At 71.8% G+C, this 18,330-nt stretch carries 16 protein-coding genes; 10 read left to right on the top strand and 6 right to left on the bottom strand.

What is annotated here, in order from left to right:
* Positions 1-60 precede the first annotated feature (60 nt).
* Positions 61-1,401 (bottom strand): DUF2252 domain-containing protein, encoded by a 1,341-nt coding sequence (locus ACGH7X_RS10500; RefSeq protein WP_399883983.1) that lies wholly within the window; start codon positions 1,399-1,401, stop codon positions 61-63.
* 213 nt (positions 1,402-1,614) lie between these two features.
* Between ACGH7X_RS10500 and dnaE the strand changes: the two genes are divergently transcribed.
* The gene (dnaE, locus tag ACGH7X_RS10495; protein WP_399883981.1) at positions 1,615-5,154 is read left to right on the top strand and encodes a DNA polymerase III subunit alpha; all 3,540 of its coding nucleotides are present in this window, start codon (positions 1,615-1,617) and stop codon (positions 5,152-5,154) included.
* Between the two features lie 94 nt (positions 5,155-5,248).
* On the opposite strand, the gene ACGH7X_RS10490 is transcribed toward dnaE, so the two are convergent.
* Entirely contained in the window at positions 5,249-5,416 is a 168-nt protein-coding gene (locus tag ACGH7X_RS10490) for a hypothetical protein (RefSeq protein WP_399883979.1), read from the bottom strand.
* A 225-nt stretch (positions 5,417-5,641) separates the two neighbouring features.
* On the opposite strand from ACGH7X_RS10490, the gene ACGH7X_RS10485 reads away from it, so the two are divergent.
* From ACGH7X_RS10485 to ACGH7X_RS10470, 4 genes are all read left to right on the top strand, one after another.
* Positions 5,642-6,856 (top strand): NYN domain-containing protein, encoded by a 1,215-nt coding sequence (locus tag ACGH7X_RS10485; protein WP_399883977.1) that lies wholly within the window; start codon positions 5,642-5,644, stop codon positions 6,854-6,856.
* Positions 6,857-7,011: 155 nt separating this feature from the next.
* Entirely contained in the window at positions 7,012-7,986 is a 975-nt protein-coding gene (locus ACGH7X_RS10480) for an ABC transporter ATP-binding protein (RefSeq protein ID WP_399896906.1), read from the top strand.
* Between the two features lie 89 nt (positions 7,987-8,075).
* Complete coding sequence (locus ACGH7X_RS10475) at positions 8,076-8,900, top strand: ABC transporter permease (protein WP_399883975.1); 825 nt, start codon at positions 8,076-8,078, stop codon at positions 8,898-8,900.
* Positions 8,901-8,934: 34 nt separating this feature from the next.
* Complete coding sequence (locus ACGH7X_RS10470) at positions 8,935-9,642, top strand: AAA family ATPase (protein WP_399883973.1); 708 nt, start codon at positions 8,935-8,937, stop codon at positions 9,640-9,642.
* 112 nt (positions 9,643-9,754) lie between these two features.
* Here ACGH7X_RS10470 and ybaK read toward each other — a convergent pair whose 3' ends face one another.
* From ybaK to ACGH7X_RS10450, 4 genes are all read right to left on the bottom strand, one after another.
* Complete coding sequence (gene ybaK, locus ACGH7X_RS10465) at positions 9,755-10,258, bottom strand: Cys-tRNA(Pro) deacylase (RefSeq protein WP_399883971.1); 504 nt, start codon at positions 10,256-10,258, stop codon at positions 9,755-9,757.
* A gap of 13 nt (positions 10,259-10,271) precedes the next feature.
* Positions 10,272-11,012: an LON peptidase substrate-binding domain-containing protein gene (locus ACGH7X_RS10460; protein ID WP_399883969.1), complete on the bottom strand. Its 741-nt coding sequence runs from the start codon at positions 11,010-11,012 to the stop codon at positions 10,272-10,274.
* 11 nt (positions 11,013-11,023) lie between these two features.
* Complete coding sequence (locus tag ACGH7X_RS10455; protein WP_399896903.1) at positions 11,024-12,070, bottom strand: hypothetical protein; 1,047 nt, start codon at positions 12,068-12,070, stop codon at positions 11,024-11,026.
* A gap of 644 nt (positions 12,071-12,714) precedes the next feature.
* Positions 12,715-14,292: an oxidoreductase gene (locus ACGH7X_RS10450; RefSeq protein WP_399883967.1), complete on the bottom strand. Its 1,578-nt coding sequence runs from the start codon at positions 14,290-14,292 to the stop codon at positions 12,715-12,717.
* Between the two features lie 200 nt (positions 14,293-14,492).
* Between ACGH7X_RS10450 and hisD the strand changes: the two genes are divergently transcribed.
* Genes hisD through hisH form a run of 5 tightly spaced genes read left to right on the top strand, consistent with a single transcriptional unit; the run spans position 14,493 to position 18,329 of the window.
* A complete protein-coding gene (gene hisD / locus ACGH7X_RS10445) occupies positions 14,493-15,818 on the top strand; it encodes a histidinol dehydrogenase (RefSeq protein WP_399883965.1) in 1,326 nt (441 codons plus the stop codon).
* A complete protein-coding gene (locus ACGH7X_RS10440) occupies positions 15,815-16,924 on the top strand; it encodes a histidinol-phosphate transaminase (RefSeq protein WP_399883963.1) in 1,110 nt (369 codons plus the stop codon). The genes hisD and ACGH7X_RS10440 overlap by 4 nt, the downstream gene beginning before the upstream one ends.
* Entirely contained in the window at positions 16,921-17,514 is a 594-nt protein-coding gene (gene hisB / locus ACGH7X_RS10435; RefSeq protein ID WP_217170469.1) for an imidazoleglycerol-phosphate dehydratase HisB, read from the top strand. Before ACGH7X_RS10440 ends, hisB begins: the two co-directional genes overlap by 4 nt.
* Positions 17,515-17,517: 3 nt before the next feature.
* A complete protein-coding gene (locus ACGH7X_RS10430) occupies positions 17,518-17,682 on the top strand; it encodes a hypothetical protein (RefSeq protein WP_399883961.1) in 165 nt (54 codons plus the stop codon).
* Positions 17,679-18,329, top strand: coding sequence for an imidazole glycerol phosphate synthase subunit HisH (gene hisH, locus ACGH7X_RS10425; RefSeq protein ID WP_399883960.1), 651 nt, complete (start codon positions 17,679-17,681; stop codon positions 18,327-18,329). Before ACGH7X_RS10430 ends, hisH begins: the two co-directional genes overlap by 4 nt.
* Position 18,330 lies beyond the last annotated feature (1 nt).

The raw sequence follows: 18,330 nt of genomic DNA, 5'->3' as shown, positions 1-18,330 counted from the left end.
GGGGTCCGGTAAGAGACCCCTAAAGGGTTCCTGTGAGAGTGCCGAGAGGTCGTGGTCCCGCTACAGGCCCGGAATCCGGCCGTTGCGGAACAGGTCGACGAAGGTCTGGTGGTCGGCACGCGCGCGTGCGCCGTACCGGTGGGCGAAGTCGACCAGCAGCGGAGCGAACCCCTCCTCGTCGGCGGCGATCGCCGCGTCGATGGCCCGCTCGGTGGAGAACGGCACCAGGGACTCCCCGGACTGGTCGTCGGCCGCCCCGTGCATGGTGGCGGTGGCCCGGCCCAGATCGGCGACGACCTCGGCGATCTCCTCCAGGTCGTCGATGTCGCCCCAGTCCAGGTCGACGGCGTAGGGAGAGACCTCGGCGACCAGCTGACCGGCGCCGTCCAGCTCGGTCCAGCCCAGCCACGGGTCGGCGTGCGCCTGGAGGGCGCGCTGGGAGATCACCGTGCGGTGGCCCTCGTGCTGGAAGTAGTCCCGGATCGCCCGGTCGGTGATGTGCTGGGAGACGGCCGGGGTCTGGGCCTGCTTGATGTAGATCACGACGTCGTTCTCCAGGGCGTCGCTGTTGCCCTCCAGCAGGATGTTGTACGAGGGCAGGCCGGCCGACCCGATGCCGATGCCGCGGCGGCCGACGACGTCCTTCACGCGGTAGGAGTCCGGGCGGGCCAGGGAGGACTCCGGGAGCGTCTCCAGATAGCCGTCGAAGGCCGCCAGCACCTTGTAGCGCGTGGCGGCGTCCAGCTCGATGGAGCCGCCACCGGGGGCGAAACGGCGCTCGAAGTCACGGATCTCGGTCATCGAGTCCAGCAGCCCGAAGCGGGTCAGGGAGCGGGCGACACGCAGCGCGCCCAGCAGCGGCCCCTCGGCGGTGTCCAGCGTGAAGGGGGGCACCTCGTCGCTCTTGGCGCCGGTGGCCAGGGCGTGGATCCGCTCGCGGTACGCGCCCGCGTACACCCGCACCAGCTCGCTGATCTGCTCGTCGCTGAACGCCTTCGCGTACCCGATCAGCGCGACGGAGGCGGCGAAGCGCTTGAGGTCCCAGGTGAAGGGGCCGACGTAGGCCTCGTCGAAGTCGTTGACGTTGAAGTTCAGCCGGCCCGTGGAGTCCATGTAGGTGCCGAAGTTCTCCGCGTGCAGATCGCCGTGGATCCACACCCGGGAGGTCCGCTCGTCCAGGTAGGCGCCGCCGTGCTGATCACCGATCGCCGGGTCCTCGGTCAAATCACGGTAAAAGAGGCCGGCGGTACCGCGGTAGAACGCGAAGGCCGAGGCCGCCATCTTCCGGAACTTCACGCGGAACGCCGCGGGATCCGCGGCCAGCAGCTGGCCGAAGGCGGTGTCGAAGACGGCGAGGATCTCCTCGCCGCGGTGCTCCTCGTTGAGCTGCGGGACCGACATGCCTGGTGCCTCCTGGTGCGGGTGGTGCCTGACGAGTGGAGCGGATCTCCACTCGGGCCAACGTTCGAAGGGGTGCGGGAGTGCCCGCCCCAGAAGGTACGCGTGGGGAGCCTCGGAGTGTCAGTCCCGAGGCATAGACTTCGACGCTGACCCCCCGGACCGACCGCAGCCCGTCGCCCGTCCGTCGTCCGTAGTTTCCTCAGGAGGCCGCACGTGTCAAAGCCGCCGTTCACGCACCTGCACGTCCACACCCAGTACTCGCTGCTGGACGGTGCCGCGCGGCTCAAGGACATGTTCGACGCCTGCAATGAGATGGGCATGTCGCACATCGCCATGTCCGACCACGGCAACCTGCACGGGGCCTACGACTTCTTCCACTCGGCGAAGAAGGCCGGGGTCACCCCGATCATCGGGATCGAGGCGTACGTCGCCCCCGAGTCCCGGCGCAACAAACGCAAGATCCAGTGGGGCCAGCCGCACCAGAAGCGGGACGACGTCTCCGGTTCGGGCGGATACACCCACAAGACGATGTGGGCGACCAACAGCACCGGCCTGCACAACCTCTTCCGCCTCTCCTCCGACGCGTACGCCGAGGGCTGGCTGCAGAAGTGGCCGCGGATGGACAAGGAGACCATCAGCCAGTGGTCCGAGGGCATCGTGGCCTCCACCGGCTGCCCCTCCGGCGAGGTGCAGACCCGGCTGCGCCTCGGCCACTTCGACGAGGCGCTGAAGGCGGCCGCCGACTACCAGGACATCTTCGGCAAGGACCGGTACTTCCTGGAGCTGATGGACCACGGCATCGACATCGAGCACCGGGTCCGCGACGGACTGCTCGAGATCGGCCGGAAGCTCGGCATCCCGCCGCTGGTGACCAACGACTCGCACTACACGTACGCGCACGAGGCGACCGCCCACGACGCCCTGCTGTGCATCCAGACCGGCAAGAACCTGTCCGACCCGGACCGCTTCCGCTTCGACGGTACCGGCTACTACCTGAAGTCGACGGACGAGATGTACGCCATCGACTCCTCCGACGCCTGGCAGGAGGGCTGCGCCAACACGCGCCTGATCGCCGAGATGATCGACACCACCGGCATGTTCGAGAAGCGCGACCTCATGCCGAAGTTCGACATCCCCGACGGCTTCACCGAGGTCACCTGGTTCCAGGAGGAGGTCCGCCGCGGCATGGAACGCCGCTTCGCGGGCCAGGTCCCCGAGGACCGCCAGAAGCAGGCCGAGTACGAGATGGACGTCATCATCCAGATGGGGTTCCCGGGCTACTTCCTCGTGGTCGCCGACTTCATCATGTGGGCCAAGAACCAGGGCATCGCGGTCGGCCCCGGCCGAGGCTCCGCGGCCGGTTCGATCGTGGCGTACGCGATGGGCATCACCGACCTCGACCCGATCCCGCACGGCCTGATCTTCGAGCGGTTCCTCAACCCCGAGCGCGTCTCCATGCCCGACGTCGACATCGACTTCGACGAGCGCAGGCGCGTCGAGGTGATCAGGTACGTGACCGAGAAGTACGGCGCCGACAAGGTCGCCATGATCGGCACCTACGGCAAGATCAAGGCGAAGAACGCCATCAAGGACTCGGCGCGCGTCCTCGGCTACCCGTACGCGATGGGCGACCGGCTCACCAAGGCCATGCCCGCCGACGTGCTCGGCAAGGGCATCGACCTCAACGGCATCACCGACCCGACGCACCCGCGCTACAGCGAGGCCGGCGAGATCCGCGGGATGTACGAGGCCGAGCCGGACGTGAAGAAGGTCATCGACACCGCCAAGGGCGTCGAGGGCCTGGTCCGGCAGATGGGCGTGCACGCGGCCGGTGTGATCATGTCCAGCGAGCCCATCGTCGACCACGCCCCGATCTGGGTGCGGCACACCGACGGTGTGACCATCACGCAGTGGGACTACCCGCAGTGCGAGTCGCTCGGCCTGCTGAAGATGGACTTCCTGGGCCTGCGCAACCTCACGATCATGGACGACGCCGTCAAGATGGTGAAGTCCAACAAGGGCATCGACCTCGACCTGCTGTCGCTGCCGCTGGACGACCCCACGACCTTCGAACTGCTCCAGCGCGGCGACACGCTCGGCGTCTTCCAGTTCGACGGCGGCCCCATGCGCTCCCTGCTGCGGCTGATGAAGCCCGACAACTTCGAAGACATCTCCGCCGTCTCCGCGCTCTACCGTCCCGGCCCCATGGGCATGGACTCGCACACCAACTACGCGCTGCGCAAGAACGGCCTCCAGGAGATCACGCCGATCCACAAGGAGCTGGAGGAGCCCCTCCAGGAGGTCCTCGCGGTCACCCACGGCCTGATCGTCTACCAGGAGCAGGTGCAGAAGGCCGCCCAGATCATCGCGGGCTACTCGCTCGGCGAGGCCGACATCCTGCGCCGCGTGATGGGCAAGAAGAAGCCCGACGAACTGGCGAAGAACTTCGTCCTCTTCCAGGAGGGCGCCAGGAAGAACGGCTACAGCGACGAGGCGATCCAGGCCCTGTGGGACGTGCTGGTGCCCTTCGCCGGCTACGCGTTCAACAAGGCGCACTCCGCCGCGTACGGACTGGTCTCGTACTGGACCGGCTACCTGAAGGCGAACTACCCGGCCGAGTACATGGCCGCCCTGCTCACCTCGGTCAAGGACGACAAGGACAAGTCGGCCGTCTATCTGAACGAGTGCCGGCGCATGGGCATCAAGGTGCTGCCGCCCAACGTCAACGAGTCCATGTCGAACTTCGCCGCGCAGGGCGACGACGTGATCCTCTTCGGCCTGTCCGCCGTGCGCAACGTCGGCACCAACGTCGTCGAGTCGATCATCAGAAGCCGCAAGGCCAAGGGGAAGTACGCCTCCTTCCCCGACTACCTGGACAAGGTGGAGGCCGTCGTCTGCAACAAGCGGACGACGGAGTCGCTGATCAAGGCCGGCGCCTTCGACGAGATGGGGCACACCCGCAAGGGCCTCACCGCGCAGTACGAACCCATGATCGACAATGTGGTCGCGGTCAAGCGCAAGGAGGCCGAGGGCCAGTTCGACCTCTTCGGCGGCATGGGCGAGGAGCAGAGCGAGGAGCCCGGCTTCGGACTCGACGTCGTCTTCGGCGAGGACGAGTGGGACAAGACCTATCTCCTCGCCCAGGAGCGGGAGATGCTCGGTCTCTACGTCTCCGACCACCCGCTCTTCGGCCTGGAGCACGTGCTGTCCGACAAGGCCGACGCGGGCATCCAACAGCTCACCGGCGGTGACTTCGGCGACGGCGCGGTCGTCACCATCGGCGGCATCATCTCGGGCCTCCAGCGCAAGATGACCAAGCAGGGCAACGCCTGGGCCATCGCCACCGTCGAGGACCTCGCCGGCTCGCTGGAGTGCATGTTCTTCCCGGCGACGTACCAGTTGGTGTCCACCCAACTCGTCGAGGACGCCGTGGTGTTCGTCAAGGGGCGCCTCGACAAGCGCGAGGACGTGCCCAGGCTGGTCGCGATGGAGCTGATGATTCCCGACCTGTCCAACGCGGGGACCAACGCGCCCGTGGTCCTCACCATCCCGGCGACCCGTATCACGCCGCCGATGGTCAGCCGCCTCGGCGAGATCCTCACCCACCACCGGGGCGACAGCGAGGTGCGGATCAAGCTCCAGGGGCCGACGAAGACGACGGTGCTGCGCCTGGACCGGCACCGGGTGAAGCCCGACCCGGCCCTGTTCGGAGACCTGAAGGTGCTGCTCGGGCCGTCCTGCCTGGCGGGTTGAGCCGTATTCGGCACCACGACGGACGAGGGGCGCACCCGGTTTGCCGGGTGCGCCCCTCGTCGTGCGGGGGCCGCAACGGCCCGTTCCGCGGATGTCAGTTGTGGCCGAAGCGCTTCTGCCGCTTGCGGGAGGCCGCGTCGCCGGGCGTCGTCAGCTGCGGGGAGTGCTGCTCCTCGCGGTCCAGCACGGACGACTCGGCGGACTGCGGGGTGCGCTCGGCCTGGGGCTGCTTACGATCACGGTTGTTCTTGTTCTTGGCCATGGTGATCTACCTCCTGATGGGGCATCTAGGGGCCAGGGCCGCAACCAGACTCACATAGGTCAACAAAGAACGCATATCGGGCAATTACCGTGTGTGACGCGGTTCGACGGAGCGCGGGGTGCCGAAACGCCACGCCGAAGATCGAGTTCGGGCCGTTAACCTCCGCGTGGTCGGGCAGACTCGAAGGAAGCCCGAAGCAAACCTCCCGGAAAGAGGGTGGATCGCGTGGACCGCTGCATCGTCCTGGTGGACGCCGGGTATCTGCTGGGGGCGGCCGCGAGTCTCCTCGCCGGGGAGCCCTCGCGCTCGCGCATCACCGTCGATCACGCCGCCCTCGTCCAGGGGTTGCGCGACCGTGCCGAGTCCGACACGCAGCAGCCCCTGCTGCGCATCTACTGGTTCGACGGCGCCCCCGACCGCGTCCCGCAGCCCGAACACCGGCGGCTGCGCGTGATGCCCCGGGTCACCGTCCGGCTGGGAGCCCTCACGCGCAGTGACGGACGCTGGGCGCAGAAGGGCGTGGACGCCGCCATGCACGCCGAACTGACCGAGCTGGCCCGCAACCGCGCCTGCTCCGACGTCGTCCTGGTGACCGGCGACGGCGACCTGCTGCCCGGGATGATGGCCGCGAAGGAACACGGCGTCGCCGTCCACCTGTGGGCCGTACAGGCCGCCGACGGCGACTACAACCAGTCCGAGGACCTGGTCGCCGAGGCCGACGAACGCCGCGTGCTGGACCGCATCTGGATCACGAAGGCCGTACGCGCCAAGGAACTCGGCGGTATCTGCGCGCCGCCGCCCGTGCCTCGCCCCGAGATCGCCGCGATCCTCTCCGCGCCGCTGCCCGAGTCCGCGCTCTCCTCCGCTCCCGCGCGGCCCGTCGAGGAACCCGAGCACCCCACCACGACCACCGCGGGGCCGGGCGGCACCGGCGAGCGGGTGCCGCCCGCCAAGGGCGTCCCCACCCCCAAGGACCTGGCCGCCCTGCGCGCACCCGGCGCCCACCCCGCCCCGCAGCCGACGAGCGCCACCCTGCGCTGGTCCTCCGACAAGGGCTGGGTCGACCGGCCCGGCGCCGAGCCGTCCGAGGCCGCCTCCATGCCGACGCTGGCCCAGCTCACCACCGCCGAGCAGCGCTGGGCCGACCGCGAGGAGGACATCACCACGGTCGGCGGCGACCCCTACGAGGTCGGGCAGGTCTTCGCCCGCCGCTGGCTGGACCGCCTCGGCGACCAGGGCCACCTGCAGAAACTCTCCGGGATGTACCCCCGCATCCCGCACCGCGTGGACGGGGAGCTGCTGCGCTACGCGGCCCGCTTCGGTCTGCTGGCCCACAAGGACGACCAGATCGACGAGCACGACCGGTACGCGATCCGGGCCGGGTTCTGGCGGGAGATCGACGTGCGGACGGCGACCGAACGCACCCCCGCGGCGGAGTGAGATCCCCCGGCATTCCCCCGGCATTCCCCTGGCATTCCCTCGGCTGAATCGACACTTATGGGCGGACCCGGGAGCGGGGCGCGAGGACCGACCCCGTAGTCTCGTCCCTTGTGAGTACGCGCGCGGCACAGGCACTTCGTCCCGGTGGGGATGCCGTGTGCGTGGTGCGCGGACTGACGAAGACCTATCCCGCCGTGCGCGGCAGGCGCGGCGTTGTGGCGACTCCCGAGGTACGGGCCACCGACGACGTGACCCTGGACATCCGCCGCGGTGAGATCTTCGGACTGCTCGGACCCAACGGCGCCGGAAAGTCCACCCTCGTACGCCAGCTCACCGGGCTGATGCGCCCCGATCGCGGCGGCGTCGAGATCCTCGGGCACGACATCGTGCGCCACCCCGAGCTGGCCGCGCGGATCCTCGCCTACCTCGGACAGGAGTCCAGTGCCCTGGACGAGCTGACCGTGTCGCTCGCCGCCGAGACCACCGGGCGGCTGCGCGGCCTGGAGGCGCGGCGGGCGCGCGCCGAGCGGGACGCCGTCCTCGAGGAACTGGGCCTGACCCCCCTCGCCGGCCGCCCGATCAAGAAGCTCTCCGGCGGCCAGCGCCGCCTGGCCTGCTTCGCCGCCGCACTGGTGGGGGAGCGTCCGCTGCTCGTCCTGGACGAGCCGACCACCGGCATGGACCCGGTGGCCCGGCGCGCGGTGTGGTCGGCCGTCGACCGGCGGCGCGCCGGACACGGCACCACCGTGCTGCTCGTCACCCACAACGTCATCGAGGCCGAGACCGTCCTCGACCGGGTCGCCGTCCTCGACCGGGGCCGCGTGATCGCCTGCGACACGCCCTCCGGGCTCAAGGAGAAGGTCGCCGGAGAGGTCCGCGTCGACCTGGTGTGGCGCGAGACGGCCCCCCTGCACGTCCCGGAGGTCGCCGCCCTGCGCGACCGCGTCGTCGAGTCGGGGCGCCGCTGGACGCTGCGGCTCGCCCCCGAGGAGGCCCGCGCGGTCGTCGCCACCGTCACCGGCGGCGCGGCCTTCGCCGCCCTGGACGACTTCACCCTGGCCACGCCCAGCCTGGAGGACGTCTACCTGGCACTGGGCGGCGCCGCCCGGCAGGGACTGGTGAGGGCTTGAGCACGCGAGCGGTGAGAACACCGGCCACCGCATCCGTACCCATCAGGGCGACCGCTTCGAACGGCCCTAGCGAAGGGGAACAGCGCGACGTGAGTGTCGTACCCGCCGATGCCCTGCCGGGCGCTGCCCTGGCCGTCGAACAGCAGCGCGTGGCCGCCCCGGCCGAGCTGGGGCCCAAGGCGCGGCTGTGGCCCTCCCTGGTGGCCGTGTACCGGGCGCAGCTGTCCCGGGCGCGGGTCGCGCGCATCCCGCTGCTGTTCGTGGCGACCTTCCAGTCGATCGGCATCATGATCCTGATGCGCGGCGTCGTGGACGGTGGCGGCGAGGCGCAGGCCGTGGTCGCCGGTTCGGCGGTACTCGTCGTGGCCTTCGTGGCGCTGAACCTCCTCGCCCAGTACTTCGGTCAGCTGCGCGCGAGCGGCGGCCTCGACCACTACGCGACGCTGCCCGTGCCGCCCGCCGCGGTGGTGCTGGGCGCGGCGGGCGCGTACGCGTCCTTCACCGTGCCCGGGACCGTGGTGACGGCGGTGTTCGGGTGCCTGCTGTTCGGGCTGCCGATGACCCACCTGTGGGTGCTGGTGGCCGTGATCCCGCTGGCCGGCGCCGCGCTCGCCGGACTGGGCGCGGCGCTGGGCCTGCTCGCCCCCCGGCCCGAGTTCGCCACCCTGCTGGGCCAGCTCGGCATGTCGGCGGCGCTGCTGCTTGGCGTGCTGCCGCCCGAACGGTTGCCGGGGGTGGTCCGCCTGGCCCGGGACCTGCTGCCGTCCACCTACGGCGTGGAGGCCTTCGCCCGCACGTTCGGCCCGCGGCCCGACTGGGCCTTCGTCCTCGGCGACCTCGCGGTGTGCGCCGCGGTCGGGGTGATCTCGCTGGCCGTCGCCACCTGGGCGTACCGCCGGGCCGCCGTCCGGTGACGCGCCGCACGGGCGGGTTTGGCACGATGGCGGGGTGACCGCACCTCTGACTCCGCCACCGCCGCCGAACGAACGCTCGTCGTACCAGGGCGCGCCGGTGCCGCCGCCCGCCGGTGCCCACGCGGTGGGTACCGCCTTCGGCGCCCCGTACGACGATCACGGCGAACAGGACGGCCCAGGGATGTTGAGCGAAGTGCGGCAGGCCGCCGTGACCGTGGTGGCGGTCGCCCTCTCCGGCGCGCTGCTGGGCGTGCTGTGGTGGAAGCTGGCACCGAGCGTGCCGCTGGTCGGCGATCTGGTCGACGACCGGTGGATCGTCTACCTCAAGGACTCCGAGGGCGAGCAGGCGGTCGGCGTCGACGGCACGTTCACCCTGCTCGCGCTGGCCTTCGGGGTACTCAGCGCGGTGGTGGTCTTCCTGGTGCGGCGGCGCGGGGGCGTGCCCCTGGTGGCGGCCCTCGGCGTCGGCGGGCTCCTCGGATCGCTGCTGGCATGGCGGATCGGGGTGTGGCTCGGGCCCGCGCAGGACGTGATCGCCCACGCCAAGGACGTCGGCAAAGGGGTGACGTTCTCCGCGCCGCTGAAACTGGGCGCCAAGGGGGCGCTGCTTGCCTGGTCGGTGGCGGCGCTCGTGGTCCACCTGGGTCTGACGGGACTGTTCGGGCCCCGCGATCCGGAGCCCGACGCCTGGCCGGCACCGTACGGGGACAAGCCGACCCCATACGGAGACAAGTCGGCCTAGGCGGGACGGCGGCCGTGGTTCGCCCGGCCCTTTTTGGTGCGCCACCTGCGTTTGCGCGTTCGCTTCGACATGTCCTGTCTGATTAGCCGAGAACGGGGCGTTCGTCGAGGGGCTACGCGCGGCCGATCGGGGCGAGGACCGCGCCTGTGAGCCTGGCCAGGTCGTCGGGGGAGAGTTCGACCTCCAGGCCGCGGCGGCCCGCCGAGACGCAGATCGTGGCGTGGTCCGAGGCCGACGCGTCCAGAACCGTCGCGAGCCTCTTGCGCTGGCCCAGCGGGGAGATACCGCCCCGCACGTAGCCGGTGGTGCGCTCGGCCAGGGCGGGGTCGGCCATCGCCGCGCGCTTGCCGCCCACCGCGGCCGCCAGCGCCTTGAGGTCCAGCTGGCCCGCCACCGGCACCACCGCGACCGTCAGGGCGCCGTCGACGTCCGCCACCAGCGTCTTGAAGACCCGCGCCGGCGAGACGCCCATCGCCTCGGCCGCCTCCTCGCCGTAGGAGGGGTGGGCCGGGTCGTGCTCGTAGGCGTGGACCGTGTAGGTCACCCCGGCGGCCGTGAGCGCCACGGTGGCCGGGGTGCCGCCGGACGGTTGCTGCTTCTTGGACTTCTTCGCCATGCGCGCCAGTACCTCAGTTGAGACTCGTCGGGCCGCGCGTCAGTTCCAACGCCGGCAGGGACGGCAGCGTACGGATGATGGAGGTCTCGGAGCGAAGGAGTTTCAGCTCGTCCCGCAGCCGGGAGGCGGTGTCCGGGGCCTGGAGCAGCCGCTGTTTCGTCGGCGTGTCCAGCATCATCGCGGCGGCGACCAGGTAGGAGACCACGCCCGGTTCGTCCGGCAGTTCGGCGCCGGTCGCCAGCGACCGTTCGCGTGCCCCCGCCAGCCGCTTCTGGTACTGCCGGAAGGACCGCAGTACGCCCTCGGCCAGCGCGCCCGCCTCGTCGCCCGGCTCCTCGGGCAACTGCTCCAGCTCGGCCGTCAGGAAGGGACCCGAGGCCTCGACCGAGAGCAGTCGCACCCGGTTCGTGCCGGTCGCCAGCACCTCGAAGGAGCCGTCGGCCCGCTCGCGGATGGTCGCCGCGTCCGCGATGCAGCCCACCTTGTGGAAGGACTTCACCGGGTCGGTGCCGAACCCGGCCGTCGGCCCGCGCTCGACGGTGGCCGTCGGGTCGGGCAGGCCGGGGGCGGTCTGGGCCACCTCGTGGCCGTCACGGATCGCCACGACGGCGAACCGGCGCGGTTCGTCCTCGGAGGTCTTCAGCAGTTCGCGCATCATGGCGCGATAGCGCTCCTCGAAGATGTTGAGCGGGAGCACCAGCCCCGGGAACAGGACAGAGTTCAGGGGGAAGAGGGGGAGCCGGACGGTGGTCACGACGCAGAAGCCTAATGGTCGCCGGGGCGGACGCGTCCGCCGTGCCCATTTCGTGGATGCCCCGCCCCCTTCCCGCCGGCCGCGATGCCGGTCGTGGAGGCCACCGCCGTACGGACGTCCTCGCGCACCTGGAGGAAGCGGCCGAGCGGGTCGTCCGTGTCCCGGTCCCACGGAAACGACGTGACGTACGGGCCGGTCAGCCGCAGTTGCTCCGCCGCGTCCCGGAGGCGTTCCAGGCGTAGGAGGACGTACACCAGCAGGTTCCGCAGCTCAGCCGCCCACGGGTCGTCCGCCGGGCGGCCCGCCGAGAGGGCGATCGCGCTGTCGGCCGCGGCGTCCAGGCGCCGGCGGTGCGTGCGCAGGGCGGTCGCGGTGGCGCCGCCGGTCGTGGTCGTCAGGCAGGTGAAGGCCGCGCGCAGCGGCAGTGCCCGTACGAGCGCGTCCTCGGGGGCGTCCTGCGCGGCCGTCTCCGCGAAGTCCAGGCACTCGCCGTGCGCGTCGGGCGAGGCGGCGGCCAGGTAGTCGAGGGCGGCGACATGACAGCCGTAGTGGTGCGGGCAGCGGCGGACCGCCTGCCCCCACAGCCGCTCGAACTCGGCGTGTCCGGCGCCCGCGCCGCGTGCGGCGTCCAGCGCGGTCCGCCACGGCACCGGGTCGGGTCCTGCGGCCTCGGCGGCGGCGACGACCGCGGGGATCACCTGGCGCAGGAGTTCAGTGCGGGCCGGTGAGTCCCAGTGCCGGTGGACCGACAGGCGGGCCGCGACCAGCAGGGCGTCCGGGTCGTCCGGGGCGGCGCCCTGCCAGTCGTCCAGCCACTGGGCACGGGAGCGGGCGAAGGCGGCGAGCCGGGTCGCGTAGCGGTCGCGGTGGTCCCAGGCGGCGTTCTCGCGGGTGCCGGCGAGGAGGCCGGCGGCCAGGCCGTGCTCGCCGCGGGCCGCGGCGACGAGGGCGGGGCCGAGGCGGTCGTCGGGGGCGTCGAGGAGCACGTCGTCGTCTTGGGCGGGCCGTGGCGACCGGGACCGGGCCCGGGCCGCGGTCCGAAGGAACGCGCGCAGCATGGCCAGTACGACGACCGAGGGTTCGTGATGGTTGTGCACCCCCGGCCCCGCCTTCGGCCGGACGTGTCACCCGGGGGAACGCGTGTCCCTCCGGGGGGCCCCGGCGGGCTCAGCTGCGGCGGAGTAGGCGGGTGCTGCCACCGTCGCGGCCACGACCGCCGGTACGCCGGCCGAGGGTACGCGATGGCTGTGCGCCCCGGCCCCGCCCCGGCCCCGCCCTGGCTCCGCTCCGGTTCCGCTCCGGCTCCGGCCCCGGCTCCGGCTCCGGCCTCGGCCCCCCCCGGCCTCGGCCCCCCCCCGGCCTCGGCCCCCCGGCCTCGGCCCCCCGGCCTCGGCCCCCCGGCCTCGGCCCCCCGGCCTCGGCCCCCCGGCCTCGGCCCCGCCTCGGCCCCCGCCCCGCCTTCGGCCGGACGTGTCACTCGGGGGGAACGCGTGTCCCCCCGGGGGGCCTCGGCGGGCTCAGCTGCGGCGGAGTAGGCGGGTGCGCTCCCGCTGCCACCGTCGTGGCCAGCCCGCCGGTACCACGGCCGAGGGTTCGCGATGGCTGTGCGCCCCGGCCCGGCCTCGGCCCCGGCCCCCGCCCCGGCTCCGGCTCCGGCCCCCCTCGCCTTCGGACGGACGTGTCCCCCTGAGCCCCGGCGGGCTCAGCTGCGGCGGAGTAGGCGGGTTGCGCCTGCTGCCACCGTCGTGGCCAGGACCCAGCCGAGCAGGACCAGGGCCGTCGCCAGCCACTGCCAGCCGTCGTGGAGCTGCCAGGAGCCGGCCTGGCCCAGGTCGATCACCGGAAGGAGCAGGTCGAGGGCGAAGAGGGCCGGGTTCCAGTCCGGGTGCTCGCCGTGTTTCAGCGGTGGCGGGTCGGCGCGGGCGAAGGCGAGCGCGCCCGCCGCCCACAGGACCGCCATCCACACCGCCGCCCGGCCCGGCCGGTAGCCGTAGGCGACCGTCCAGTCCTGCGCGAAACCCACCAGCTTCGCGGCGAGCGGCAGGCTCTCGCGGCGCCTGCGATGCTTGGCGAGCAGCACCTCGCGGGCGTCCTCGTCCTCGCCGCCGGCCCGCAGCACGGCGGCGAGCCGCTCGTACGGCTCCGGGTGGTACTCGGCGGTCGCGGCGCCCACCCAGCGCAGCCGCTTCTGAAGCGGGAAAGGACCGCGCGGCACCAGGTTCTCGTAGGCGAAGCCGCCCATGTGCAGCCGGCCGGGGCCCGGCCAGCTGTCCGCACGGTCCATCAGGTTGACCACCCGCGCCCCCGACAGCACCACCCGCCCGCGTGCCGGCCGCTCGCCCAGGAACCGCAGCTCGGGCGTCTGCACCCGGCGCAGCGACAGCTCCTGGTCGTCGGTGAAGGTGAACCGGGCGTGCTCCAGGTCGAGCGCGTCGCCGAACCGCCCGTCGTCCAGCCGCACCCCGCCCTCGCACTCGAAGCGCTGGATGCGGGTGCCCTGCGCGGGGGTGGTGCCCCGCAGCAGCGGGCTGCCCAGGCCCGCCGGGGTCAGGTACAGCGTGCGCTCCACCGTCAGCTGCGGGGCGTTCAGCGCGTGCCGCGTGTACGGATTGAGGAGCCGGGCGCCGCGCAGGCTCAGCGAGACACCGACCTGGGCGCTGCGCAGGCTCACCTCCCCGTGCGACTCCAGCATCTCGGCCTGGAGGTCCTGCCCGACCGTCATCCCGTCCGCGGCGATGGAGCGGCCGCTGCGGTCCCGGTGCACGATCGCCTGGTTGAGCAGCAGGTCGGTGCCTATCTGCGCGTCCGTGAGCCGGATCCCCCCGGGGAAGCGGGAGCGCGGCAGGTGCAGGTCGCCCTCGGTGTGCAGCCGGGCCGCCTCCAGGCGCGGCACCGCGCAGTCCACCAGCCGCACGGTGGTGAACCGGGTCTCCGGCAGCAGCACCTCCCGCTCGAAACGGCAGCCCCGCAGCTCGACGTAGGGCACCACCGTGCCGCCCGCGAGGTCGACCGTGTCGCTGATCCGCACGCCCACCAGCTGGAGCGAGGACACCCGGCCCGCGAGCGCCGGCGGACCGTCGAGAAGCAGCCAGCACACGATGCGGGCCCGCACGGTCCGCTCCGGCCCCCACGGATGCCCGCCGTGCGGGTCGTCGGCGAGCGCGTCGCCGCTGCTCAGGTCGTACACGCTGCCGTTGCGGAAGGCCTGCCACATGCCGGCCTCGGCGGCGGTCAGGTCATCCGGCAGCTCTCCGTCACGATGGCCGGCCCCCTCGGTCACGGTGCTTCACTCCCTCCCCAACTACTCGTCGGTCGCTCACTCTTCGTACAACCGTTCATGCCCATTCCGTGACACTCCGAACACTCAAAGTGAGCACGGATCACGCGAGTTCGCCGTGGGCCGCGAGCGCCCGCCGCGTTCTGTATCAGCCATTGATACGCGCGGACCGTGCCGGACGCGGGTCTGAGAGAATTGGTTCCGTGATCTCCCGAATCGATCTGCGCGGCGACGCCCTCCCCGAGGGACCCGCCCTGCGCGACCTGCTGCCCCGAGCCGACTTCGACGTCTCGGTCGCCCTGGAGAAGGTGCGTCCGATCTGCGAGGCCGTGCATCATCGTGGCGACGCGGCGCTGATCGACTTCACCGAGCAGTTCGACGGCGTCCGCCTTGACCGGGTGCGGGTTCCGGCCGCCGCGCTCACGCGCGCGCTGGAGGAGCTCGACCCGGCCGTCCGCGCGGCCCTGGAGGAGTCCGTCCGCCGCGCCCGCCTCGTCCACCGCGAGCAGCGCCGCACCACCCACACCACGCAGGTCGTGCCCGGCGGCTCGGTCACCGAGAAGTGGGTGCCGGTCGAGCGGGTCGGGCTCTACGTGCCCGGCGGCCGGTCGGTCTACCCGTCGTCCGTGATCATGAACGTCGTGCCCGCGCAGGAGGCCGGTGTCGGCTCCGTCGCGCTCGCCTCGCCCGCGCAGGCCGAGTTCGGCGGGATCCCGCACCCCACCATCCTGGCCGCCTGCGCCCTGCTCGGCGTCGACGAGGTGTACGCGGCGGGCGGTGCCACCGCCGTCGCCATGTTCGCGTACGGCACCGAGTCCTGCCCGCCCGCCAACATGGTCACCGGCCCCGGCAACATCTGGGTCGCCGCCGCCAAGCGCTTCTTCACCGGGAAGATCGGCATCGACGCCGAGGCGGGACCGACCGAGATCGCGGTCCTCGCCGACGCCACCGCCGACCCGGTGCACGTCGCCTCCGACCTGATCAGCCAGGCCGAGCACGACCCGCTGGCCGCCGCCGTCCTGGTCACCGACTCCGTGGACCTCGCGGACGCGGTCGAGAAGGAACTCGCGCCGCAGGTCGAGGCGACCAAGCACGTCGAGGACCGGATCCGCCCGGCCCTCGCCGGCCGCCAGTCCGCGATCGTGCTCGTCGACGGCATCGACGAGGGCCTGCGCGTGGTCGACGCCTACGGTGCGGAGCACCTGGAGATCCAGACCGCCGACGCCGCCGCCGTCGCCGAGCGCGTCAGGAACGCCGGTGCGATCTTCGTCGGCCCGTGGGCCCCCGTCTCGCTCGGCGACTACGCGGCCGGGTCCAACCACGTCCTGCCCACCGGCGGCTGCGCCTGCCACTCCTCGGGACTGTCCGTGCAGTCCTTCCTGCGCGGCATCCACATCGTCGACTACACGCGCGACGCGCTCGCCGAGGTCGCGCGGCACGTGGTGACGCTGGCGGAGGCCGAGGACCTGCCCGCGCACGGCGCGGCGATCAAGGCGAGGTTCGAGTGGAAGGTCCCGGCAGGCAAGTGACGTTCGGAATCGACGACCTCCCCGTACGGGACGAGCTGCGCGGCAAGTCCCCCTACGGCGCGCCCCAGCTGGACGTGCCGGTACGGCTGAACACCAACGAGAACCCCTACCCGCTGCCCGAGGCGCTGGTCGAGCGGATCGCCGAGCGCGTCCGCGAGGCCGCCCGCGACCTCAACCGCTACCCGGACCGGGACGCGGTCGAACTGCGCACCGGGCTGGCCGCGTACCTGACGAACACCTCGGGACACCCCCTGGACGTCAGCAACGTCTGGGCCGCCAACGGCTCCAACGAGGTCATCCAGCAACTGCTGCAGACCTTCGGCGGGCCGGGCCGCACCGCGATCGGCTTCGAGCCGTCGTACTCGATGCACGGCCTCATCGCGCGCGGCACCGGCACCGGCTGGATCTCCGGTCCGCGGCACGAGGACTTCACCATCGACGTGCCCGCCGCCGAGCGGGCGATCGCCGAGCACCGCCCGGACGTCGTCTTCATCACCACCCCCAACAACCCCACGGGCAACGCGGTTCCGGCCGAGACGGTCCTCGCCCTCTACGAGGCGGCGCAGGCCGCGAAACCCTCGATGGTCGTGGTCGACGAGGCCTACATCGAGTTCAGCCACGGCGCCTCGCTGCTGCCGCTGCTGGAGGGCCGCCCCCACCTCGTCGTCTCCCGCACGATGTCAAAGGCGTTCGGCGCCGCGGGCCTGCGCCTGGGCTACCTCGCCGCGCACCCGGCCGTCGTCGACGCCGTCCAGCTCGTACGGCTGCCGTACCACCTGTCGGCCGTCACCCAGGCGACCGCGCTGGCCGCCCTGGAGCACACGGACACGCTGCTGAAGTACGTCGAGCAGCTGAAGACCGAGCGGGACCGGCTGGTCGCCGAACTGCGGGCCATCGGCTACGAGGTGACCGAGTCCGACGCCAACTTCGTCCAGTTCGGGCGGTTCGCGGACTCGCACGCGACCTGGCGGAAGATCCTCGACCGGGGCGTCCTGGTCCGGGACAACGGCGTGCCGGGGTGGCTGCGGGTCACCGCCGGCACCCCGCAGGAGAACGACGCGTTCCTCGACGCGGTACGTGAAGTCAAGAAGGAGCAGCACACATGAGCCGCGTAGGGCGCGTGGAGCGCACCACCAAGGAGACCTCGGTCCTCGTCGAGATCGACCTCGACGGCACCGGCAAGACCGACATCGCCACCGGCGTCGGCTTCTACGACCACATGCTCGACCAGCTCGGCCGGCACGGTCTGTTCGACCTGACCGTGAAGACCGACGGCGACCTGCACATCGACTCCCACCACACCATCGAGGACACCGCCCTCGCGCTGGGCGCCGCCTTCAAGCAGGCCCTCGGCGACAAGGTGGGCGTCTACCGCTTCGGCAACTGCACGGTCCCGCTGGACGAGTCCCTCGCCCAGGTCACCGTCGACCTGTCCGGCCGCCCCTACCTCGTGCACACCGAGCCCGAGAAGATGGCGCCGATGATCGGCGAGTACGACACGACGATGACCCGGCACATCCTGGAGTCCTTCGTCGCCCAGGCACAGATCGCCCTGCACGTGCACGTGCCGTACGGACGCAACGCGCACCACATCGTGGAGTGCCAGTTCAAGGCGCTGGCCCGCGCCCTGCGCTACGCCTCCGAGCGCGACCCGCGCGCGGTGGGCATCCTGCCTTCCACGAAGGGCGCGCTGTAACCCATGAACGGTACGTCCACCGCGCTGATCGTCGTCGGTCTCTTCTTCCTCGGCGGCATCTACTCCTTCGCCAAGCAGCAGATGCCCAAGGGCCTGATCGTGCTGCTCTCCATCGGCGCCGGCATGTGTCTGCTCGCGGGCGTCCTGAGGCTGGAGGTCTGGAATTGACCAGTGCCGCCCCGGCCAAGAAGGTCGTCGTCTTCGACTACGGCTTCGGCAACGTCCGTTCCGCCGAGCGTGCCCTCGCGCGCGCGGGGGCCGACGTCGAGATCACCCGTGACTACGACAAGGCCATGAACGCCGACGGGCTGCTGGTGCCCGGCGTCGGCGCCTTCGCCGCCTGCATGGAGGGACTCAAGGCCGCGCGCGGCGACTGGATCGTCGACCGCCGGCTGTCGGGCGGGCGCCCGGTCATGGGCATCTGCGTCGGCATGCAGATCCTCTTCACGCGCGGCATCGAGCACGACGTGGAGGCCGAGGGCCTGGACGAGTGGCCCGGCACGGTCGGACCGCTCCAGGCCGACGTCGTGCCCCACATGGGCTGGAACACCGTCGATTCACCGGCCGACTCCCAGCTCTTCGCCGGCCTGGACGCGGACGCCCGCTTCTACTTCGTGCACTCCTACGCCGTCCACGACTGGGCCCAGGAGTCGCACAACCCGCTGATCGCCGCCCCCAGGGTCACCTGGACCACCCACGGCAAGCCCTTCGTGGCCGCCGTGGAGAACGGTGCACTGTGGGCCACGCAGTTCCACCCCGAGAAGTCCGGCGACGCCGGAGCCCAGCTCCTCACCAACTGGATCGAGACCCTGTAGA

The organism is Streptomyces sp. BBFR51, assembly GCF_044591655.1.
In the GTDB taxonomy this organism is placed as follows: domain Bacteria; phylum Actinomycetota; class Actinomycetes; order Streptomycetales; family Streptomycetaceae; genus Streptomyces.
Note: the sequence above shows the minus strand (reverse complement) of the source record. Positions and strands in the feature narration are given on the sequence as shown.